The sequence below is a fragment of the Undibacterium umbellatum genome, assembly GCF_014284125.1.
Lineage (GTDB): Bacteria > Pseudomonadota > Gammaproteobacteria > Burkholderiales > Burkholderiaceae_D > Undibacterium > Undibacterium umbellatum.
Window position 1 is genome coordinate 151,330 of the sequence record NZ_JACOFX010000001.1, and the last position, 20,871, is coordinate 172,200.

The 20,871-nt window shown below is 49.5% G+C and carries 21 protein-coding genes; 11 read left to right on the forward strand and 10 right to left on the reverse strand.

Annotated features, from left to right (window positions below; genetic code table 11):
- Positions 1-40 precede the first annotated feature (40 nt).
- From H8L47_RS00720 to H8L47_RS00740, 5 genes are all read right to left on the reverse strand, one after another.
- Positions 41-1,180, reverse strand: coding sequence for an acyl-CoA dehydrogenase family protein (locus H8L47_RS00720; RefSeq protein ID WP_186951329.1), 1,140 nt, complete (start codon positions 1,178-1,180; stop codon positions 41-43).
- 10 nt (positions 1,181-1,190) lie between these two features.
- Positions 1,191-2,381: an acyl-CoA dehydrogenase family protein gene (locus H8L47_RS00725; protein WP_186951330.1), complete on the reverse strand. Its 1,191-nt coding sequence runs from the start codon at positions 2,379-2,381 to the stop codon at positions 1,191-1,193.
- Positions 2,382-2,515: 134 nt separating this feature from the next.
- Positions 2,516-3,046, reverse strand: a complete 531-nt coding sequence (locus H8L47_RS00730) for a GNAT family N-acetyltransferase (protein ID WP_186951331.1) — start codon at positions 3,044-3,046, stop codon at positions 2,516-2,518.
- Between the two features lie 32 nt (positions 3,047-3,078).
- Complete coding sequence (locus H8L47_RS00735) at positions 3,079-4,305, reverse strand: DUF2863 family protein (protein ID WP_186951332.1); 1,227 nt, start codon at positions 4,303-4,305, stop codon at positions 3,079-3,081.
- Between the two features lie 67 nt (positions 4,306-4,372).
- Complete coding sequence (locus H8L47_RS00740) at positions 4,373-5,065, reverse strand: glutathione binding-like protein (protein ID WP_186951333.1); 693 nt, start codon at positions 5,063-5,065, stop codon at positions 4,373-4,375.
- A gap of 167 nt (positions 5,066-5,232) precedes the next feature.
- On the opposite strand from H8L47_RS00740, the gene H8L47_RS00745 reads away from it, so the two are divergent.
- The gene (locus H8L47_RS00745; RefSeq protein WP_186951334.1) at positions 5,233-6,090 is read left to right on the forward strand and encodes a DMT family transporter; all 858 of its coding nucleotides are present in this window, start codon (positions 5,233-5,235) and stop codon (positions 6,088-6,090) included.
- Between the two features lie 244 nt (positions 6,091-6,334).
- Here H8L47_RS00745 and H8L47_RS00750 read toward each other — a convergent pair whose 3' ends face one another.
- Together H8L47_RS00750 and H8L47_RS00755 are read right to left on the reverse strand one after the other, a co-directional pair.
- A complete protein-coding gene (locus tag H8L47_RS00750) occupies positions 6,335-7,594 on the reverse strand; it encodes an acyl-CoA dehydrogenase family protein (protein ID WP_186951335.1) in 1,260 nt (419 codons plus the stop codon).
- A gap of 69 nt (positions 7,595-7,663) precedes the next feature.
- Positions 7,664-8,731, reverse strand: a complete 1,068-nt coding sequence (locus H8L47_RS00755) for a phosphotransferase family protein (RefSeq protein ID WP_186951336.1) — start codon at positions 8,729-8,731, stop codon at positions 7,664-7,666.
- A gap of 187 nt (positions 8,732-8,918) precedes the next feature.
- On the opposite strand from H8L47_RS00755, the gene H8L47_RS00760 reads away from it, so the two are divergent.
- Positions 8,919-9,518, forward strand: a complete 600-nt coding sequence (locus H8L47_RS00760; protein ID WP_186951337.1) for a hypothetical protein — start codon at positions 8,919-8,921, stop codon at positions 9,516-9,518.
- Between the two features lie 236 nt (positions 9,519-9,754).
- Positions 9,755-10,219, forward strand: coding sequence for a hypothetical protein (locus H8L47_RS00765; protein WP_186951338.1), 465 nt, complete (start codon positions 9,755-9,757; stop codon positions 10,217-10,219).
- Positions 10,220-10,278: 59 nt separating this feature from the next.
- On the opposite strand, the gene serB is transcribed toward H8L47_RS00765, so the two are convergent.
- The gene (serB, locus tag H8L47_RS00770) at positions 10,279-11,127 is read right to left on the reverse strand and encodes a phosphoserine phosphatase SerB (RefSeq protein WP_186951339.1); all 849 of its coding nucleotides are present in this window, start codon (positions 11,125-11,127) and stop codon (positions 10,279-10,281) included.
- Between the two features lie 37 nt (positions 11,128-11,164).
- On the reverse strand, positions 11,165-14,596 hold the full coding sequence (gene mfd / locus H8L47_RS00775) for a transcription-repair coupling factor (protein ID WP_186951340.1): 3,432 nt from the start codon (positions 14,594-14,596) through the stop codon (positions 11,165-11,167).
- Between the two features lie 126 nt (positions 14,597-14,722).
- On the opposite strand from mfd, the gene ispD reads away from it, so the two are divergent.
- From ispD to H8L47_RS00815, 8 genes are all read left to right on the forward strand, one after another.
- Positions 14,723-15,451: a 2-C-methyl-D-erythritol 4-phosphate cytidylyltransferase gene (gene ispD / locus H8L47_RS00780; RefSeq protein ID WP_186951341.1), complete on the forward strand. Its 729-nt coding sequence runs from the start codon at positions 14,723-14,725 to the stop codon at positions 15,449-15,451.
- A gap of 10 nt (positions 15,452-15,461) precedes the next feature.
- The gene (gene ispF, locus H8L47_RS00785) at positions 15,462-15,965 is read left to right on the forward strand and encodes a 2-C-methyl-D-erythritol 2,4-cyclodiphosphate synthase (RefSeq protein WP_230413533.1); all 504 of its coding nucleotides are present in this window, start codon (positions 15,462-15,464) and stop codon (positions 15,963-15,965) included.
- Between the two features lie 41 nt (positions 15,966-16,006).
- Positions 16,007-16,279: a DUF4404 family protein gene (locus tag H8L47_RS00790; RefSeq protein ID WP_186951342.1), complete on the forward strand. Its 273-nt coding sequence runs from the start codon at positions 16,007-16,009 to the stop codon at positions 16,277-16,279.
- A gap of 296 nt (positions 16,280-16,575) precedes the next feature.
- On the forward strand, positions 16,576-17,055 hold the full coding sequence (locus tag H8L47_RS00795; RefSeq protein ID WP_186951343.1) for an FKBP-type peptidyl-prolyl cis-trans isomerase: 480 nt from the start codon (positions 16,576-16,578) through the stop codon (positions 17,053-17,055).
- A 128-nt stretch (positions 17,056-17,183) separates the two neighbouring features.
- Positions 17,184-17,462, forward strand: a complete 279-nt coding sequence (locus H8L47_RS00800) for a DnaJ domain-containing protein (RefSeq protein WP_110253570.1) — start codon at positions 17,184-17,186, stop codon at positions 17,460-17,462.
- Positions 17,459-18,061, forward strand: a complete 603-nt coding sequence (locus H8L47_RS00805) for a hypothetical protein (RefSeq protein WP_186951344.1) — start codon at positions 17,459-17,461, stop codon at positions 18,059-18,061. Before H8L47_RS00800 ends, H8L47_RS00805 begins: the two co-directional genes overlap by 4 nt.
- Positions 18,062-18,069: 8 nt before the next feature.
- Positions 18,070-18,840, forward strand: coding sequence for a hypothetical protein (locus H8L47_RS00810; protein WP_186951345.1), 771 nt, complete (start codon positions 18,070-18,072; stop codon positions 18,838-18,840).
- 86 nt (positions 18,841-18,926) lie between these two features.
- A complete protein-coding gene (locus tag H8L47_RS00815) occupies positions 18,927-20,150 on the forward strand; it encodes a hypothetical protein (RefSeq protein ID WP_186951346.1) in 1,224 nt (407 codons plus the stop codon).
- A gap of 113 nt (positions 20,151-20,263) precedes the next feature.
- On the opposite strand, the gene H8L47_RS00820 is transcribed toward H8L47_RS00815, so the two are convergent.
- The gene (locus H8L47_RS00820) at positions 20,264-20,854 is read right to left on the reverse strand and encodes a hypothetical protein (protein WP_186951347.1); all 591 of its coding nucleotides are present in this window, start codon (positions 20,852-20,854) and stop codon (positions 20,264-20,266) included.
- Between the last annotated feature and the right edge of the window lie 17 nt (positions 20,855-20,871).

The following is a 20,871-nucleotide window of genomic DNA, read 5'->3' on the forward strand; positions in this document are numbered from 1 at the left end:
AAAAAAAATCCCGAACACAGTCGGGATTTTTCTAAGGCAATCAGGCTGCGTTTTTAAAGCCGGGTTGTGCCACAAATCTGGCCAGGTGATGATCGGTGTCACCCAGTGTCAGCTCTATCGTGGTCAAGCGTTTGAACATGTGGGCAACTGGCAGTTCATTGGTGACGCCCATACCACCATGCAATTGCACGGCTTGCTGGCCTATGTATTTGGCAGCCTGGCCTATCCTTGCTTTGGCGGCAGATACCGTGCGGCGGCGTTCTTCGACATCATCAGAGGCTATCTTGACGGCAGCCAGTGTTGCCATGGAGCGGGCTTGTTCCATTTCCATGAACATTTCTGCCATACGATGTTGCAAAACCTGGAATTTCCCGATAGGCACGCCAAATTGCTGACGGGTTTTCAGGTATTCGAGGGTAGTTGATGTAATCGCCTCCATGATGCCTATGGATTCTGCACAAAGCAGGGTAACGCCGTAATCAGCAACAGCATCCAGCAATTCCCAGCCACTGTCCACGGTACTTAACAGTGCATCCGCTCCGACTTGTACATTGCTGAAACTAATATCAGCCGCACGATAACCATCAATGGTGCGGTAATCGCGTAGGCTGATGCCCTCTGCGTTGGCATCAACGATAAACAGGCTGATGCCATTTGTGTCGCGCTGCGCACCACTGCTTCGTGCTGAGACGATCAGTTTATTTGCCTGAGCACCGTGCAGCACCACGGTCTTGCGGCCATTGATAACAAAACCGTCTGCAGTCTTGCTGGCAGAGGTGACAATGTCAAACAGGTCATAGCGAGATTGTCTCTCGCCCAGTGCGTTCGCCAGTTTGATTTCGCCACCAGCGATTTGTTCCAGTACATCCGCATGCGTGCCGGATTTTTTCAAAAACTCTGCACCCATGACAGTGGCAAAGTAGGGTTCGATAACAATACCGCGGCCCAGTTCCTGCATGATGACCAGCATGTCGATGGCCGAACCATTAAAGCCACCCTGTTCTTCAGGAATGGGTAGGGCTAGTGCCCCCAGATCTGTCAGGCCAGCCCACGCTTTTGCAGATACACCTTCGGCCGATTCTATGATCTGCTTACGCTGTTCAAAGCCGTAGTCTTTTTCTACCCAGCGACGCAAGGCATCAGCAAACTGTGTTTGTTCTTGTGTTAAGTTAAAATCCATTTTGCTCTCCTCACAGACCCAGGATCATCTGGGTGATGATATTTTTCTGAATTTCGTTAGAGCCACCATAAATGGAAGTCTTGCGGAAATTGAAGTAATACGGTGCCAGCGGTGCAGCATCATCGTCGCCGACTATGCTATGTTCAGTCTCACCTTCGAGGAAGGCAGGATCAAACGGCAGTCCATAGGGGCCGACTGCTTCCACCATCAACTCCGTAAGCCTTTGCTGGATTTCTGTCCCCTTGATCTTGAGCAGGGATGCTTCTGGGCCAGGACGGCCACTGTCTTGCGAAATGACGCGCAGTACAGTGATTTCCAGTGCCATCAATTCCACTTCCAGACTGGCAACCTTGCTGGCATAAACGGCATCGTCAATCAGTGGCAGGCCATTCTTTTGATGTTTGGCAGCTATGCGTTTAAGGAATTGCAATTCGCGTTTGGCACGTCCAACGGCAGCGATATTCGTACGCTCATGGCCAAGCAAGTATTTGGCATAAGTCCAGCCCTTGTTTTCTTCACCTATCAAATTCTCTACTGGGACTTTGACATTGTCGAAGAATACTTCATTCACTTCATGATCTTCATCCAGCATGATGATGGGGCGTACGGTAATGCCCGGCGTTTTCATGTCTATCAGCAGGAAGGAAATGCCTTCTTGCTTGCGCACACCAGTGTCGGTACGCACCAGACAGAAAATCATGTCTGCATGCTGGGCGAGGGTGGTCCAGGTTTTCTGACCGTTGACGATGTAGTGGTCGCCTTCGCGCTCGGCGCGTGTCTTCAGGGATGCAAGGTCAGAGCCTGAACCTGGTTCTGAGTAACCCTGGCACCACCAGTCTTCGCAGCTCAATATGCGCGGCAGGTAATAGTCTTTTTGTGTCTGGTTGCCAAAGGCCATGATGACGGGGGCCACCATATTCACGCCAAAGGGCAGGATTGCGGGTGTGCCAGCCCGGGCACATTCTTCTTCAAAGATATGGCGCTGGGTTGCTGTCCAGCCTGTGCCACCATATTCTGCTGGCCAGCCTGTGGCTACCCAACCCTGTTTGGCCAATATCTTGTGCCAGCGAACAAAGTCTTCTCTGGACAGGCGTTTATGATTCAATACTTTTTGCTGCAGGTCTTGTGGAAGATTGGCTTCCAGGTAGGTGCGTACCTCGTCCCGGAAGGCAAGGTCTTCTGCCGTATAGTTCAAATCCATGTTGTCTCCTGTTTATAATGGTCGCAGCAGGCAAATAAAGAAAAAAGCACGACCGTTCAAAACCAATTGTACAACGGATTTTCGCAATTGTGCCAAGCAAAATTGGCAGGTGGCGTTTGAGTAGTAAAAACTTGTTACAGATGATGGACTACGGGCGTTTGCATGGGCAAGAAGGCAATGCCATGCATTTCTACTACTTCGCCTTTAGCCTGAAAACTAAAGCGCTCATATACAGGGATAGCATTCAAGGAAGAATTGACAGTGAAACTGCCTGCATGCCCTTGTGCGGCAGCATATTGACGGGCGTGCTGCCATAGGGTGCTTGCCAGTTTTTGCCTCTGAAATGATGGATTGACGAACAGGTGAAACAGATGACTAAGGTCGCGCATAGCGATGAACCCAGCCAGCGTTTCACCGTGCCATGCAAGAATGAAATGATAGCGTGAATCAGTGAGATAAGAAAATTCTGCAGATTCTGATACTGATTGCAGAAATAAATCTGCACCGCTCCCATCTGGATTGGCCCAAAAATCCGGAGCAAACTGGGAGATCAATTGGCTAATGGCTAGTGCGTCAGTAGCCAAACCATCTCTGAAGTGAAAATCAGAGTCTGTTTCAGAGATGGTTTGTTCGCTGTTATGTGCTCGGCTGCCTGTTGTCGTCATCTATCACCACCAAACCAAACAAATTTCGACGCTTAGTGAAAGTGAGTTGCACCCGGTGTCGGCGCATCATCTGGCATTTCGGTATGAACCAGGTCGCTATCCCTGTCTGCAAATAGTGGCGTGCCGCAGTCATCGCAAAATTCCATGGCAAAAATTTCTTCCAGTTGAATAATGTCCGTGACACCGCATTCTTGCAAAATGCCTGGGATTTCGCCTGCAAGCTGCTCGTTTTCATCCAGATTGACCGCTATGATCTGGTCCTCTGCCTGGTACAGCGGCCAGACTACACCATAGATAACTTCAGGCGCGTCGCGCAGGCAAAAGCTGATGCGGTATTCGTCGATTTGCCCTGGATTTTCCTGCTCGCCAAAAGACGCAATGATGACAGTGAACTGGTCGGCTTCTTTGCCCAATGTCTGGGCCAGATAGAACATGGCAGAGCGTATGGTTGCAGGGCGTATCTTGATATCTGCTTCACGGCAGGCCGTGTAATAGGCTTCTGGTAATAAAATTTCTATGCCACATCCAGGTAACAAACGTTTAATGGTCGCGTCTGTCTGTAACTGCCATTGCAACAAGGCATCACTTTTGGCTTGTGCGCAATCGTAGGGCGCATCTATGGTTTGCCACTGGAAGAGTGGGGCATCTTTTTTGACTACCAGAACTCCGAGTACATAACGTATATCAGCCAAAAAAGGAATAGTAGGTGCGCGCTCGGCTTCTGTTGGTGCGGGCGCATTTTTTAACAAAGCCAGACTATGACGTTCAAGCAAGGCATAGGTTTCTACATGGCTGCGCGGTAATTGATCTATCGAGTACAAACCCGGCAGTAAGCGCAGCCTTGCTTCATCCGCCAGCAAATGGGCATTCAATTGTGTGTGCAGTGTGCTCAGTGCTTCTGTGGGGATGCTACCCGAGGCAATTTCAAAACGTGTCCAGGCCAGTATGGGGGCAGCAATCAGCAAGCTGGTATAAGACTGTCCATCATGTTCAAACTGGGCGCAGGTACTGACAGATTCCAGTGTTTCGGTCAGTACTTCATAGCCATTTGGATGCGTCTGGAACAAATGCTCAGTTGCTGACTCCAGCATGTCCTGATGATGCTGTCTGAGGCTCTTCGTTACCAGTGCGTCCAGTTTGGCTTGCCAGTCCAGGTCTTCCACACGGCTGGCCGATTGTGCAACTGCAAGCGCAAGATTAGCGACGCGCTGGCTTTCAGCGGCGAGTTTGAGGCGATTTCTTTTTATAGGGCGACGCATACTGAAATAGTGTTGAGGGGGTGAAGCCCATTGTAACGGTAATTGGCTTTACCCCCGGTGAATGAGTTTATTTCTTTGCGTACTGTGCTTTTCCAAACAAAACTTCTCTTGCCTTGTCATTGTCGAGAGGTTTGCGCAAGTCTGCCAATACTTGCACGCCACGTTGTACAGCAGGACGTTGGCTGATGGCATCAAACCAGCGCTTGGCGTTAGGGAATTCTGCCCAGTCTACACCTTGATTTGTAAATGAGCGTGTCCACGGGAAAGTGGCGATGTCAGCGATACCATATTCCTCACCTGCCAGATAAGTGGTTTTTTCCAACTGTTTATCAATAACACCGTAGATGCGTTTCGTTTCGTTGGTATAGCGGTCAACGGCATATTCAATCTTTTCGGGAGCATACATGCGGAAATGATGGGCCTGACCCAGCATAGGGCCAACACTGCCCATCTGGAACATCAGCCATTGCAGTGCTTCATATTTTTCCCTGTCGGTTTTTCCAAGAAATAAGCCAGTTTTGCCTGCAAGATAAATCAGGATCGCACCAGATTCAAACAGGGCGATAGGTTTGCCATCGGGGCCGTCGGCATCGACGATGGCAGGTATCTTGTTATTTGGTGATATCGCCAGAAAATCAGCTTTGAATTGGTCGCCAGCGCCAATATCAACTGGAATGACGCGGTAAGGCAAGCCGCATTCTTCCAGCATGATGTGTACTTTGTGTCCGTTTGGTGTCGGCCAGGAATAAACGTCTATCATTGCTTCCCTCTTTAGTGGGTTGATGAAAACAGCAAGTATCCATTATGCATAGATTCATGCGTTTGCGCTTTAATCCGCAATAAAACCATCACACACTCATCTGACATGTTGCATCAACGCTTTATACTTCGGCTTTATACTCAATACTCGGCAAGCATAAAACTCATATGAAAAAGACCGCGCTGCCTGCTTTATTCGCCCTGCATATTGCGGTATTTTTATTCGGCGCTGCTGGCGTGCTAGGCAAGTCGCTGGCTGTCAGCTCCTTAATGCTGGTATTTGGGCGGACATTGTTTGCTGCCTTGTGCCTTGTACCTGTGCTAACTTATCAGCGACAATTGCATTTTCGCGATATTTCAAAGGGCGTTGTCCTTTGTGGTTTTTTGCTGGCTATACACTGGCTGACTTTTTTTGCCTCACTCAATTTTGCTCCAGTTGCTTTTGGTTTGATGGGTTTTGCCAGCTTTCCTTTATTTGTGGCATTGCTTGAACCCTGGTTTTTTAAAGAGCAGAGGCGGGCACGCGAGGCCTGGGCTGCTATATTTGTAGTTGTTGGTATGGTGGTGATGGTCAGCGCCACTTCATGGGAGGATGGTGCGCTCCATGCTTTGGGACTGGGGATATTATCCGGTTTCAGTTTCGCTTTGCTGGCGATGGTGAATCGCTGGCAGGGCAGTCATATTCCTGCATTTAAACTGGCATTTCTGCAAAATGGAGTGGCCGCGGTTTTACTTCTGCCTTTGGTGTTACTGACAGGCGATCTGGCAGGCAACAGCGCACAAATCTGGTCGGGATTGATCCTGCTGGGTGCGGTGTTTACAGCTTTATCCCATGGTTTGTTCATGTTCAGTTTGCGTCATTTATCCACCAGTTTTGCCAGCATCATGACTTCGCTAGAGCCGGTGTATGGCATGTTGCTGGCATACCTGTTTTTGCGAGAAACACCGGGAATGTTTGAATTAGCTGGTGCTTCCATCATCTTGGCTGCCACGGCTTACGCCAGTTATCAACGTCAGGCGCACTAATTTGTTAGTAGCTTAACTCTGCCTCAGTTTTTCCTGTCCTACGCCTCTTTTTGGCACTTATTAGCGCCGGATCAGGAGGTAATGCAGGCGAAAAACCTGCCATGAGTGATTTGTCTTTGACAGGGGCATTAATATACAAAAATCCGTTAATGTGATTTTTCGTACCAAATAATATCAAGAGTATAGTCGTGCGCAACTCATGTTGTTATCGAAATGCGCACGGACTCAATTCAGACTTATTTGCTTAGGAACGGGTAATTGGCAAACCCAGGTCTTCCGTCAGGCTGATGTGCTTGGCCAGTTCCAGTTTGGCGATCGCATTTCTGTGCACTTCATCCGGGCCATCTGCCAGGCGTAGGGTACGATTGCCAGCCCATTGTGCCGCCAGCGGGAAGTCGCCAGAAACACCGCCAGCACCATGCGCTTGTATGGCCCAGTCCAGCACTTGCTGTGTGACATTGGGTGCCAATACCTTGATCATGGCAATCTCTGCCTGTGCATGCTTGTTGCCTACAGTATCCATCATGTAAGCCGCCTTTAGTGTCAGCAGACGTGCCGTGTCGATTTGTATGCGCGATTCGGCAATGCGCTCACGCCAGATACTTTGTTCTGAGATTTTCTTGCCAAAGGCGGTGCGGCTGTTCAGACGTTTGCACATTAATTCCAGCGCTCTTTCTGCGACACCGATGGCACGCATGCAGTGATGGATGCGCCCAGGGCCAAGGCGCCCCTGGGCAATCTCAAAACCCCGGCCTTCACCTAAAAGAATATTCGATGCAGGTACACGCACGTTTTCAAACAGGATTTCGCAATGACCATGTGGTGCATCGTCGTAACCAAATACGGGAAGAGGGCGGACAACTGTTATGCCCGTAGTTTTGGCATCTACCAGTATCATGGATTGTTGTGAGTGGCGCGCGGCATTGAAATCGGTCTTGCCCATCAATATATACACCGCACAACGAGGGTCACCTGCGCCAGATATCCACCACTTGTGACCATTGATGACATAGTCATCGCCATCGCGGTCTATGCGGGTTTCGATATTGGTGGCGTCAGATGAGGCAACGCCAGGTTCGGTCATGGCAAAGGCAGAACGGATTTCGCCGCGCAAGAGTGGTTCCAGCCATTGCTTCTTGTGTTCCTCGCTGCCATAGCGTTCTATGGTTTCCATATTGCCAGTATCTGGCGCGGAGCAATTGAATACTTCTGGCGCCCAACTTACGCGACCCATGATTTCGCAAAGTGGCGCGTAATCCAGGTTCGACAGGCCTTCTGGCGCACGTACCGATTTTGGTAGGAATAAATTCCACAAACCTTGTGCACGTGCTTTTGGCTTTAAATCTTCGATGATCTGGGTGGCGATCCAGCGATTGCCTTTTTCCAGACCATTGCGGTCAATTTCTTCCTTATACGCCTTTTCATTAGGATAAATATGTTCATCCATGAAACGCAATAGCCTGCCTTGTAAATCTTTACAGCGATCTGAGTATTCGAATTCCATATTGTCTCCAATGGTATTGTCGTTTTGCGTTGTTTTGGAACTGAGAAAATGTGCCGTCTGAATAGATGATTACTTTTTAGCGTAGCTCCAGCCCAGCTCAGCCATGGGGCGAGCTGCTTCTCCAGATTTCTTGGCCTGTGCGCTGGATGCCGTGCCATCAACATAGCGTTTCATGATGCCTTGCAAAATCCCGGCCATGCGGAACAGGTTGTAGGCCAGATAAAAATTGAAATCTTCCTGGCGTATGGTTTTACCTGTGCGTTCGCAATACTTGGCAATGTATTCCTGCTCATTCGGGATGCCCAATGCCTTGTGATCAAGACCGGCAATGCCACGGAACTGGCCAGGCGTGACATGCCAGCTCATGCAGTGATATGAAAAATCAGCCAGGGGATGGCCGAGCGTAGAGAGCTCCCAATCCAATATTGCCATGATGCGTGGTTCGGTCGGGTGGAACATCATATTGTCGAGGCGGTAATCGCCATGCACGATGCTGGTATCATCACCAGGCGGGATATTGTGTGGCAGCCACTCAATAAGATTGTCCATCGCTTCTATCTTTTCAGTCTCGGAAGCGCGATATTGCTTGGTCCAGCGGTCTATCTGACGGGCAAAGTAGTTGCCAGGCTTGCCGTAGTCGGCCAGACCGATGGCGGCGTAGTCGATGGTGTGCAATTGCGCGATGACGCGATTCATTTCGTCGTAGATTTCACCGCGTTGAGCTGGCGTCATGCCGGGCAGAGATTGATCCCAAAGCACCCGACCATCAACAAATTCCATGATGTAAAATGCGCGCCCCAATGCATCCTCATCGGTGCACAACGCATATTGCCGTGCTGCCGGAAAGCCTGCTTTGTTCAAGGCATTCATGACCTTGAATTCACGTTCTATGGCATGTGCAGAAGGTAGTAGCTTTGCTACCGGGCCAGGCTTGGCACGCATAACATAACGCTGCTCGCCCGCACTGAGTTTGAAAGTGGGGTTGGACTGCCCACCCTTGAATTGCTCCACCACCAGCTTGTCTGCCAGCGAAGCGTTGAAACCTTCCACATGCTGACGCATATAGTCTGCCAGTGCCGCCACATCAAATTTCTGACGCTCTGCTACCGGCATGGTGCCCATGAATTCTTCGAACATCGGTGCCTCCAAATTGTTTCAGTTTTTGTATGATCTTACTCCTGGCACAGGTGGATGTGCTGGATGAGCGAAAACTATTCTAACTCAAATAATAGAACGTTCGTACTATTAATTGGGGCACATTTGTTCATTCCATTAATACCGTTATATTATCTGGAGATGAAATTTACATAAGTGGAAACGAGTAATGGGAACACGCGTTCAATACCAGTTAGTAGGAGCCGGTGGGTTTAGGGAGTGCTTTCTTGCAGACATCAACAGATTTTCAGAAGAATTTTTTCCAATTATGGAAGAATGGCCAGATGATTTCCCCAAAATGTTTAAAGAGAAAGTATTGGACAATATCGAAAGAGGAGCTGCTGCGCTCATTGCTTCGAATATTGAAGAAGCAGAGCTCATCGATGAGATTGTTTTTGAGTATTGGGACTTACTCCATAACGACCGAAATGAATATATCAGCTCGCCTATGAAATACTATCATTATCCAGATGCGCTTTCAGACGTATTGCCTGATTGTTCCAATTGCGCGTCTGATTACTATCAGATGCTTTTGTTTAAAGGGCGAACTGTAGCTGAGTGCCCAGATTATTCATTCAAGTCACCTGACGGAGTGTTTAGATTGTCCTGGCTATGCCCTCACGAAATTATCGAGTTAAAAACCGAGCTTGATTCTTTTGAAGGAATTTTGAATGGCGATGAAGACGCTGTCATTGCAGTTAATTTACTACAGCGTGCTTTAACAGAAGCAGAGCAAAGTGGTGGCAGCCTTTTGGTAACAATAGCTTAATCGCAGCATTACTTGTATATACATGTATCAAAGTAGTTTCAGCGCTTCAATAGCGACACTCAATGACTCGCCCATGATGGTTTCTGATAATACGCACTGTATAAAAAAACGCGACTTTTTAGCAGTTTGTTGCTGTGCTTGGTTCAATGCTGCAGACTTGTATTTCCTCTACAACTTTGCCCTGCAAGGAAATGCACATGCTCAGAAACATCATCGTCGTTTTCACCATTTTGCTGATGACAGCTATGCCAGTGATAGCAGCCCCCGGCTATGTGATTATTGATGCCAGCAAACCCAACGTGACAGTATATACGTCAGTGCCGAAGTCCTTGACAAGCGCTGATCTCGACAAAATAAGGGCGGAAGTCAGTGCGCAGGCTGGGGTCAGCATCGAAGCATGGGAGGCTTTCAAAAACAATGTAAATTTGCACGTAGAAGCCAAAATAAAGAAGAATGAATATCCCGAACTGATCCTCAAAGAAGGGCTGTTGGCCTTTATTGAAAAATTTGAGGGCATTCCATTGGGCCTGACATGGAATGGCGGGATAGCTTTTACGTACAATGATTACATACATGCGAAAAGAACTTACCAGGCATATTTGGAAAAGCCGGATTCTGTGGCCAGAATAAGCGACAGAAACCGTGATCCCGTACATCCTGGTAATCACTTGGAGGTGCAGGTATCAAGCAAGCTCAAATAGATCAGTTGCCTACGCCAGTTTAATTCCTTGCGGTGTAGGCCATAAAAAAACTATTTTGTTCAAAGCAAATTCAATACGCCATCCAATCCCACAAAATTCAAGGCCACATCTGCCTGCGCGCGCACCACAGGCTTGGCCCTGAATGCGACAGACAAACCGGAGATTTTCATCATCTTCAAATCATTTGCACCGTCACCCATGACGATGGCCTGGCTGGTGGGGATGCCCATCTCGGCACAGACGCGTTCCACGGTTCTTTGTTTTTCGTCGGCATCAACGATAGTGCCTATGACTTTGCCGGTCAGTTTGCCATTCTCAATCTCAAGTACATTGGAGTGGGTATAGTCAAGGTTCAGACGGGATTTCATGCGGTCGGTGAAGAAAGTAAAACCACCGGATACCAGCAAGGTCTTGACACCGGCTTGCTGTATGGTCTTCAGCATCTGGTCTGCTCCCAGCGATAATTGCAGGCGTTCGTCATATACGCGTTGAAGGGCGCTGGCATCCAGGCCTTTGAGCAGGGCGACGCGGCGGATCAGGCTTTCCTGGAATTCCAGCTCGCCGCGCATTGCGGCTTCGGTAATTTCTGCCACTTGCGGTTTCAAGCCCTGCATGTCAGCGATTTCATCGATGCATTCTATGGTGATCAGGGTCGAATCCATGTCCATGGCGACCAGTTTGAAATCTGTCATAGCAAGTTGCTTGTCCAGAGCGGTGACATCCAGTTGGGCAGCGAAGCAGCGTTCGCGTATCCCGCTCAAGGCCTGCTCATCGCATTCTGCATTGTCGAGGCGCACTGCCTTGGCATTCAGTTGTACCAGTTTTGCCTTGGTCTGGCTGGCGATATCCTGGATAAGTGCAGTGTTACTGCTGAGCGTGTTGTTCAAACCTTGTATGGTCAAATGCATGGTTGTCTCTTTTTCTTCAAATATTTTATTCAATTAATTAATGCAGTGCCTTGATGGTGGCCTTGATCTGGGCTACGCGGCTGGCGAGGTCGGGCATGGCGGCTGTGATGCGTAGTTTGTCCTGACCGTTGAGTTTGATGTGCTTGTTCTTTTGCACGAGTTCTATGATGCGCATGCCGTCTATTGGAGGCTTGGGTTCAAATTGCAGAGTTGCGGCTTCGCTGTGGGCGTCAATCTTGATGATGCCCAGCGGCTTGGCTGCAACGCGCAGTCTATGGGTTTCCAGCAGTGATTTGACGGGTTCTGGCAGTTTGCCAAAGCGGTCTATCATTTCTTCCTGCATGTCATCAATACCGTTGGCGCTGCTGCAGTTGGCCAATCGCTTGTAGATGGACAGACGTTCATGCACATCACCACAGAATTCATTCGGCAGCAGGGCGGGTATGTGCAGATTGATTTCTGTCGTAGTTGACAGTGGTGCGGCCAGATCGGGTTCCTTGCCATTCTTCAGCGAGCGTACTGCTTCACTAAGCATGTCGGAATACATCTGGAAGCCTATCTCATGCATTTCGCCTGACTGGTTATCACCCAGCACTTCGCCAGCACCACGAATTTCCAGGTCATGCATGGCCAGGTAAAAGCCGCTGCCCAGTTCTTCCATCTGCTGGATGGCTTCGAGGCGCCGATTCGCCTGCTTGGTCAGGCTCTGCACATCATGTACCAGCAAGTAGGCATAAGCCTGGTGATGCGAGCGACCGACGCGGCCACGCAATTGGTGCAACTGCGCCAGGCCGAATTTGTCGGCCCGGTGCATGATGATGGTATTGGCAGTCGGTACGTCGATACCGGTTTCGATAATCGTGGTACACAGCAAAATATTATGACGCTGGGCCACAAAGTCACGCATGACTTTTTCCAGGTCACGCTCATGCATCTGGCCATGCGCGACGACGACGCGTGCTTCTGGGAGCAAGGCTTCCAGCATGGCCTTGCGATTTTCTATGGTTTCAACTTCATTGTGCAGAAAATACACTTGCCCACCACGTTTCAGTTCACGCAAGCAGGCTTCGCGGATGACAGAATCATCTTCGCCGCGTACAAAGGTCTTGATTGCTAAACGCTTTTGCGGTGCAGTGGCGATAACAGAAAAGTCACGCAAGCCTTCCAGTGCCATGCCCAGAGTGCGTGGTATCGGTGTCGCTGTCAGCGTCAGTACATCGACTTCTGCACGTAAGGCCTTCAAGGCTTCTTTCTGGCGTACACCAAAGCGATGCTCTTCATCAATGATGACCAGGCCAAGGCGAGAGAATTTGACATCAGCAGACAGCAGTTTATGCGTGCCAATGACGATATCAACAGTGCCGTCACCCATGCCTTTCATGGCGATACTGATTTCCTTGCCAGAACGGAAGCGCGATAATTCGGCAATCTTCACCGGCCAGGCGGCAAAGCGGTCAGCAAAAGTCTGGGCGTGTTGTTCGGCCAGCAGCGTGGTAGGTGCCAGGATGGCGACTTGCTTGCCACCCATGACGGCTACAAAGGCAGCACGCAGGGCGACCTCTGTCTTGCCAAAGCCAACGTCGCCGCAGATCAGCCTGTCCATGGGCTTGCCTGAGGTCATGTCGCCAATCACGGCGGTAATGGCGGCTGCCTGGTCCGGGGTTTCATCAAAGCCAAAGCTGTCGGCAAAGGCTTCATAATCGCGTGCAGAATATTCAAAGGCATGACCTTTACGTGCCGCGCGGCGGGCATACAGGTTTAGCAGTTCGGCTGCAGTATCGCGAATTTGTTGCGCAGCTTTTTTCTTGGCTTTTTCCCACTGACCTGAACCCAGACTGTGCAAAGGCGCATCATCAGGCGAGGCACCAGAATAGCGTGAAATTACATGCAATTGCGATACTGGTACATACAGCTTGGTGTCTTTCGCATATTCCAGATGCAGAAATTCGGTTTCGCCTTCGCCCAGATCCATGTTGATCAGGCCCATGTAGCGGCCTATGCCATGGTTGCTATGGACGACGGGGTCACCGATTTTCAATTCTGACAGGTCGCGCACCATGTGTTCAACCTGGGTGACAGCTTCCTGCTTTTTGCGGCCTATGCGCTTGCCACTACCGGCATACAGTTCGGCTTCGGTAACAAAGGCCAGGCCATCGGCCAGCACAAAACCCGCGTGCAGGGGCGCAACGCCCAGCATCAGCTTGGCATCTGCTGTCGCAAAATCGGTATATCCTTCGCACAGACTCAGACGAATATCGTATTCAGTGAAATACTGCTGCAAGGTTTCACGCCGCCCCAAAGTCTCGGCGCAAATCATTACTCGCTTATCTGTTTGCAGCAGGAAGGAGCGCAAGTTTGTCAACGGATCGTCAGCACGGCGATTGACGGCGATATCTGGTAAAAAGCTGGACACTTCGGACGCGGCAGCAGCCTTGTCTGCTTCTGCGATGGTCCAGCGCGCCAGCGGTTTCATGGCGGCAAAGAAGTCTTCATCGCGTAAAAACACGGTCTCTGGTGCCAGCACCGGGCGTTCACGGTCGGATTTTAAAAACTGGTAGCGTGAGCGAGTATCGTTCCAGAAACGTCGGATGGCATCGTCAATATCGCCGATCAGCGCAAAATGCGGCGCTTCCGGCAAGTAATCAAACAGGGTGGCAGTTTGCTCAAAGAACAGCGGCAGATAATATTCTATACCGGCTGAAGGTATGCCATTGCCTATATCCTTATAGATGCTGGAGCGCGACGGATCACCCTCAAAGGTTTCGCGCCAGCGGCTGCGAAAGGCAGCACGTGCCGGTTCATCCATAGGGAATTCGCGACCAGGCAACAGGCGCACCTCCGGCACAGGGTAGAGCGAACGCTGGGTATCAGCATCAAAAGTGCGTATGGTTTCTATGGTGTCGCCAAACAGATCCAGGCGGTAAGGCAGGGCCGAACCCATGGGGAACAAGTCTATCAAACCGCCGCGCACAGAATATTCACCCGGCGACATCACCTGGTTGACATGGCTATAACCTGCCAGGGTCAGTTGGGTTTTTAGCTTTGCCTCATCAAGTCGATCACCTTTTTTGAAAAAGAAGGTGTAGGCGGCCAGGAAAGAGGGCGGTGCCATGCGCAACAATGCCGTCGTTGCCGGGGCCAGCAAGACATCGCAATTGCCATTCTGGATTTCATACAGGCTGGCCAGACGCTCAGATACCAGGTCCTGATGCGGCGAAAAGGCGTCGTAAGGCAGGGTTTCCCAGTCTGGCAGCAAATGGCAGCGCAGTTCTGTATTAAACCAGGGGATTTCATCCAGCAGGCGCTGGGCATCTCCAGGGTTGGCTACAAAAATGGTCAGCATGCGTTTTTCAGCCTTGAGAGCCGTCGCAGCTTGCGCCAGGGCATAAGCATCGGAAGAACCATGCAAATTGGGAAGTGCCAGTTTATGGCCAGGTTTTGCTAAGGATTTGCTGAAATCAAATGACATTGCGGCTATACATGTGGGATGCCGTAAAAGCTACTTACGGAACAAGATACGCGGTTAAAATGAGCGCCTAATTATAAACGAAGGGGCTCTTTCATATTGGAGCAGCTTCAAGAGCATGTGACATTCATGGAAAAACAATTGCAAGAACTTCATTTTGACGCCGAAAAGGTGGTAGATACGCCTCGCTATGTTGCGCTGATTCCTGCTGCCGGAGTGGGTTCTCGCATGGGGGCGACGACGCCGAAGCAATATATGTCAATAAGTGGCAAATCAGTATTGCAATACACTGTCGATGCCTTCCTGACGTTTTCTAAAATACAGCATACCTATGTCCTTGTCAGCCCTGATGATGCATATGTCGATGAATATCTGGCAAAAGCAGAAAACCTGACCGTCTTGCGTTGCGGCGGTGCCAGCCGCAGGGATACAGTCAGAAATGGCTTGAGCAAATTAGCTGCTACTTTGGGTAATAAGGATTGGGTGCTCGTCCACGATGCCGCCAGGCCGGGTTTGACATCCGGCCTGCTGCAGCATTTAATTGATCAGGTTGCTGACAGTGCTGTCGGCGGCTTGCTGGCTTTACCAGTAGTTGATACCGTCAAACGGGTAGAAAACGGCAAAGTTCAAACAATTCCTCGTGATGGCTTATGGCTGGCACAAACCCCGCAAATGTTCCGTTATCAGCTATTGTGCGACGCTCTGGATGCAGCAGATCAGGTCACCGATGAAGCCAGTGCTATTGAAGCTGCTGGGCACGCCCCCATAATGGTGGAAGGCCATGTGCGCAACATGAAGCTGACTCTGCCCAGCGATATGGCATTGATCGCCCAGTATTTGAATAGCCAGCCAGAATAAAGGAAGCTTGATGCAAAATAAGATGTTACCGTTCAGAATAGGTCAAGGTTATGACTGTCATGCACTGGTGCCTGGTCGCAAATTGATTATTGGCGGGGTGAGCATCCCGCACACCACTGGTTTGCTGGGGCATTCAGATGCTGACGTGTTATTGCATGCGATTACCGATGCACTGTTTGGATCTGTAGCCCTGGGTGATATAGGCAAGCATTTCCCGGATACCGATACACGCTTTGCCGGTGCCGATTCGCGCGTTTTATTGCGCGAAGCCGTCAAGCGTATTCATGCTGCCGGGTATGAGGTGGGTAATCTGGATGCCACCATCATTGCCCAGGCACCCAAGATGGCACCGCATATTACAGGCATGGTGGCAAATATCGCAGAGGACATGCAGGTAAATATCAACCAGGTCAATATCAAGGCAAAAACGAATGAACGCCTGGGTTACCTGGGCAGGGAAGAAGGCATAGCTGCTGAAGCTGTGGTACTGGTTTTTCCGCGAATTAGCAACTAAACTCCAACTAAACTAAGAATGTTCCATCAAGGAGAAAAAATATGAAACAAGAGCAATTGAAACATCTGCTGGGTCTGCTGCATCAAGAACTGGCAAACACTGAAGAAGTTGACGACGAGCTAAAATCCTTGCTGGAGAAATTGAACGAGGATATCCGGCATGTCCTGGCAACGACACAAGATCATGATGACCCTGTCTTCGCCGCCCTGAGCGAAAGGTCGCAAGCCCTGTCGGCAAAATTTGCTGCGCAGCATCCAAAGCTGGAGCCAGCCTTACGTGAATTGGGTACGATGCTTGAAAAAATTGGTGTTTGATAAGGATTTCAGCAATCAAGCACACTTTAAAAACCGCCGTTGGCGGTTTTTATTTCTCACTAGATAATAATGCCTTGCGATAACTAAGCTAAGTTCCCGGTTCGTATTGCTCAAAGAAGGTTTCAAGTAGCCGAGAAAGGCGAGCAATGGCAGCAAACGCCAAAAATAGAAGGCGGCTCTGCTACAATGCGCGGTTAGCCTATTGAAATGGGTGCTCATAGGCTATATATGGCTTTATATCTAGTCACTCAGTTCAATCTTGTCGCAGTAATGCGCAATTACTCTATTTATTTGTCATGCAAATCACACAAAATACCGCTGTCACTTTGAATTACACTATGTTCAGTGCTGAGGGCGAGGTCATCGACCAGAATCAGCAGCCCATCGTTTATTTGCATGGTGGATATGATAATATTTTGCCAGCAGTTGAGGCCGCGCTGGATGGTAAAGTCGTAGGTGACAAAGTTTCCGTGACTTTGGCACCAGAAGAAGGTTTTGGCGAATTTGATCCAGAATTTGTGCGTGAAGAAGATATCAGCGCTTTCCCTCCTGATATTGAAGTGGGCATGATGTTTGAAACACGTGAGCCAGAAACTGGCGAAACCATGCAGTTCCGCGTTACTGCGATCGATGCAGGCGTGGTCACTGTAGATGGTAACCATCCTCTGGCTGGCATGACCATACGTTTTGATGCTGAAGTGCTGGAAGTTCGTGCAGCTACTGATGAAGAAGTTGTGCACGGTCATGTGCATGGTGAACACGGTCATCACCATTAAGATGCATCCACAGGACTAGTTGATTCTGGCTTGCTCCTGCATAGGGGAATCCATGTAAATGGATTTCCTTGTTCTTCGCTGCTGATCTGCAGTATCAATTCAAGTCCGAGTGCAAGCCAAGGGTGTGTATGAAAGACTATTATTTTATTCTCGGTATTGCCACCAATGCGAGTCTGGCAGACGTCAAGAAGGCGTTTCGTCAAAAGGCTGCAGAGTTTCATCCAGACAGGAATGATTCTGAACTGGCGCCGGAAAAATTCCATGCGGTCAAAGAAGCTTACGATATTTTGTCGGACGAAGCTGCCCGTACGGCCTATGATGAAAATCGTAGGCGCAATTTGCTGGATTCTCCTATCGAGACAGCGACCGAAATCTGGAAAAATTATTTATCAGGAGTATTGCAGTGAAATTGTCGCGTTTTTTTGAAGATATTATTCCGCTCTATAAGGCTGAATTGGATGATTTGAAATCCGATTCCGAGGGCAAAAACGTCCTCAAAGCCAGATTGCGCGAAAAGGCAGAACAATTGCCTATGTTGTTGCCGATGATGGCAAGCAATCCTGAAATGTTGGCTGTGGCTTTCCATGAGGGCTTCATCTTCATGAATCCACTGACGATGGAATCTTTGATTACTAAAGAAGCAGGCAACTTCCCTTCATGGAAAACTGTATCGGCTGCAGTCAAGCTGGAACCATGGGCGGAACCCTTGAGCCGCATCGTCTTGAAAGATGCAGATGGTGAAACCTTTCTGGTAACGGCTGCAGCGCTGGAATATCTGAATCGTAGCAACACCACGCGCAAGGCTGGAGCCAGCGCAGCAGTTGGTGCTGACGAGGACGAAGATAAGGAAGCCAATGAGGAAAATGAAGAGCTGAAAGAGCATGGCGATCTTGACGGCCAGTACGGCAGACATGGTCGCGATGACGGTGATGATGGCGATGATTATGATCTGGGCGAAGCCGGTGCGGACTGGTTGGCCGAGCAAGGTTTTGACCGCAAAGAATAGGAGTACAGATGAATTATCCTGCATTAATCGAAGCCCAAAGCCTGGTCAAGGCGGGTGATATTGCCGGTGCTGAACATGCACTGGCCAACCTGGCAGAAACCGAAGGCGACAAAGCACTGGTAGCCGCTCTGGATGAATTCCCGGCCAAGGATCTGCTGGCGATTATCCGTGAATACGATGCTTCCAAAGAGTCTTTGGTGAATCTGCTGGTCACGCCTGAACAATTTGCCCAGGCTGTGGTGCTGGAACGTCGCTATGGCGACCAGACCCATGAGCAATTGCGTGGCATGGTCAATTCCGTCATTTTCCGAGAGGGCGCTGATCCGGCAGAATTCTTGTATGAAATCGCGGAAGTGGAGGGTGGCTATGATGCACTCGTCGATTATCTGCTGGACAGGGCGCAAATGGTGGAGCATTTCTACCGTTATGCGACTTTCGATTTGTATGAGTACGGTGATGACAATAAAACGCAAGCGCGTGATGATGATTTACTCAATCTGACGCGCGACACTGAGAGTTTGGCATCGCCTTTGGACATGGCGAATCTGGAAGACCATGACTGGATGCAGGTGACTTACCTGCTGCGTTATGAGTTGCCAGAAATTTTCCGCGAAGTGTTGATGAAATTGCGTGCACGTTACAAGGCTTACCAGGCAAGTCTGGCACAAGATGAATTATTGGAAGGCGGCGAGGGCAGTGCTGAAGAAGAGCAGGAAGAACGTCCTAAAAATAATGATGATGGCGACGATAAGGATGATGACGAAGAGTCTGCCTTGTAATTATTGATGTTATTTTGATGCACGTGGCAGGCAGGAGTTTTTCTGCCTGCCTTTCAATTCCATAGCCTGCTTCTGTTCTGGTGTTTATGCCTGAAAATACTTTTGAAATTGCCCTGCTTGATAATCGCCCTTATTTTGAATCGGCGCTGCGTTATGGCGTGCAAAAGGCGATAATCTCTACTAGCAAGATTGCTGCAATTGAGGCGGAAGCCCCAAAAGGCATGGTGCAGATAGCGGATGCTTTCGGTAGTAAATACCTGCGCCCTGAAATTGAAGCGGCACGCAAACGTATAGTCAACCTGGCCAGCTTGTATCTGATCGAAACAACCAAGGGAGATCTCGAACTGGCTGCCAAAATGATACGCGACAATACCTTTTTGACTTTGTCGCGCGGTGGCTCAGGTTTGCTGAAAGCATTGTTTGCCATGCCAGAATACGCCTTGCTGGGGCATGAAGCCAAAGGTAAGGTAGAGGATTTTCTGGAAGCCTGGTCACTCAAAGAAAAGCCAATTGAGTACAGGAACACGCTCGAGCACCGGCAGATGAATGCGCTGGAAATCGAGGCGGGCTACTGGTTTGGTGAAGAGCTGGGCTTGTCTGCCAGTTACCTCAAAGAAGAGGATGTAGAGGCCGTATCAGTAGTCCGCACCGCTTTATTGTTGCAAATGTTTGGCAAGGCTGAGGCGACATTGCAAAACCAGGTGGAGTTTGCCAGCCTGATCGACGCTATCCGCGCATATTCCGCGGCAAAGTTGAAAAAAGCATTGTCTGCCATTGATCTGGCTGATATCCCTGAGAAATTTCATTCCATTGTTGAGCGCATACTGGGCGAGATCAAATCCCATGATCTGCCGCGCCTGCAAGATAAATCAGCCTCTCTCGACAAGCTGGTGTATGAACTCAAGGATCGCTATTATTTGCGCGACCATGAAGTCGAAGACACTTCTGAATACGATGCCCTGGTGTCCAAGGAATGGACGAAATTGACCAAGGGGAAAACCGATATCGATTCTTTGCTGACTTTGTTTGTCTGTATCGTAGGTGGCATTACACCTAAAACGATATTGCCAGAAAAAACGGCAAAAAGCCTGGTGAAAAAATTTCGTGATGAAGGATTTAATCCTGAACTGGCAACAGACTGGATTAAAATAGCAGCACCTCACGAAAAGCAGGAAGGCTTGCTGGAAGACTGGAATAATTTCGTGGAAGAGGCCGGTAATTATTTAATGGATGATTGGGATACCAAGTACACTGGCGCCATGCGCTTTCTGGATGCAAATTGTCATATTCAAAAATCGGCCAAAAAATAATTGTCGTGCTGGATCAAATTCCAGGTGTAATTTGATCCAGCGAACTTTTACATGGTCGACTCACTTGCAGATGACCGTATCAAGTGGGTATCCTGTGACTGAATCTGCAGGCACTATTTCAGGCCGCTCCTGGCAGTTGTCCCATTTTGTAATTCTGGATGCTCGTTGATCAACTGTCCCTGCATCGCAGTGATGCGGCGTAATTTTTCTTCTCCTTTGGCAAGCTCTGCTGGCGCGATACCCATGTCGCGTGCACGGGCAATTGCTTCGCGCAGACGTGGTATTTCCTCATCTGCAGCTAGTACATAAGCTGCATACAGTCGTGCGTTTTGCCTCGCTTCATATTGCTGGTAGGCTTTGGGGTCAGCCAGTTCAGCGGCCGTAGGCATTTCCTGAGTGACCTGGCTGCGGGCTATTGGTGGTGTGCGAGGATCGCCCTCACGTGTAGCAGCAAGGCTCTGAACGGCAGAAATTTCTGGCCCTGTGGGTAGCAAGGGTACGAATTTTCTTTCGTCGGTTCGTTCCGGAAATGGTGGCGGCCATGTATCCGTGCGCATGTTTTCCGGCGGACCCAACTTACTGGTGCTGGAGGATGGTGCTGCCGTTTGCTGCCGGGTTTGAGTATCGTCAGCTTGCGGCCACAATTGCCAGATCATCAGCCCTGTCGTTACTGTAATTGCAATTGCGATGAATATGCTTTTCATCGTTGCCCCACCTCGCT

Excerpts from the sequence above, each read along its gene's own strand:
- H8L47_RS00760 (WP_186951337.1), top strand. The coding sequence starts at position 8,919 with ATGGGAACACGCGTTCAATACCAGTTAGTAGGAGCCGGTGGGTTTAGG.
- H8L47_RS00735 (WP_186951332.1), bottom strand. The coding sequence starts at position 4,305 with ATGCGTCGCCCTATAAAAAGAAATCGCCTCAAACTCGCCGCTGAAAGC.
- H8L47_RS00795 (WP_186951343.1), top strand. The coding sequence starts at position 16,576 with ATGCAAATCACACAAAATACCGCTGTCACTTTGAATTACACTATGTTC.
- mfd (WP_186951340.1), bottom strand. The coding sequence starts at position 14,596 with ATGTCATTTGATTTCAGCAAATCCTTAGCAAAACCTGGCCATAAACTG.
- H8L47_RS00810 (WP_186951345.1), top strand. The coding sequence starts at position 18,070 with ATGAATTATCCTGCATTAATCGAAGCCCAAAGCCTGGTCAAGGCGGGT.
- ispD (WP_186951341.1), top strand. The coding sequence starts at position 14,723 with ATGGAAAAACAATTGCAAGAACTTCATTTTGACGCCGAAAAGGTGGTA.
- serB (WP_186951339.1), bottom strand. The coding sequence starts at position 11,127 with ATGCATTTGACCATACAAGGTTTGAACAACACGCTCAGCAGTAACACT.
- H8L47_RS00765 (WP_186951338.1), top strand. The coding sequence starts at position 9,755 with ATGACAGCTATGCCAGTGATAGCAGCCCCCGGCTATGTGATTATTGAT.
- H8L47_RS00790 (WP_186951342.1), top strand. The coding sequence starts at position 16,007 with ATGAAACAAGAGCAATTGAAACATCTGCTGGGTCTGCTGCATCAAGAA.
- H8L47_RS00725 (WP_186951330.1), bottom strand. The coding sequence starts at position 2,381 with ATGGATTTGAACTATACGGCAGAAGACCTTGCCTTCCGGGACGAGGTA.
- H8L47_RS00720 (WP_186951329.1), bottom strand. The coding sequence starts at position 1,180 with ATGGATTTTAACTTAACACAAGAACAAACACAGTTTGCTGATGCCTTG.
- H8L47_RS00800 (WP_110253570.1), top strand. The coding sequence starts at position 17,184 with ATGAAAGACTATTATTTTATTCTCGGTATTGCCACCAATGCGAGTCTG.
- ispF (WP_230413533.1), top strand. The coding sequence starts at position 15,462 with ATGCAAAATAAGATGTTACCGTTCAGAATAGGTCAAGGTTATGACTGT.
- H8L47_RS00745 (WP_186951334.1), top strand. The coding sequence starts at position 5,233 with ATGAAAAAGACCGCGCTGCCTGCTTTATTCGCCCTGCATATTGCGGTA.
- H8L47_RS00750 (WP_186951335.1), bottom strand. The coding sequence starts at position 7,594 with ATGGAATTCGAATACTCAGATCGCTGTAAAGATTTACAAGGCAGGCTA.
- H8L47_RS00815 (WP_186951346.1), top strand. The coding sequence starts at position 18,927 with ATGCCTGAAAATACTTTTGAAATTGCCCTGCTTGATAATCGCCCTTAT.
- H8L47_RS00740 (WP_186951333.1), bottom strand. The coding sequence starts at position 5,065 with ATGATAGACGTTTATTCCTGGCCGACACCAAACGGACACAAAGTACAC.
- H8L47_RS00755 (WP_186951336.1), bottom strand. The coding sequence starts at position 8,731 with ATGTTCGAAGAATTCATGGGCACCATGCCGGTAGCAGAGCGTCAGAAA.
- H8L47_RS00730 (WP_186951331.1), bottom strand. The coding sequence starts at position 3,046 with ATGACGACAACAGGCAGCCGAGCACATAACAGCGAACAAACCATCTCT.
- H8L47_RS00820 (WP_186951347.1), bottom strand. The coding sequence starts at position 20,854 with ATGAAAAGCATATTCATCGCAATTGCAATTACAGTAACGACAGGGCTG.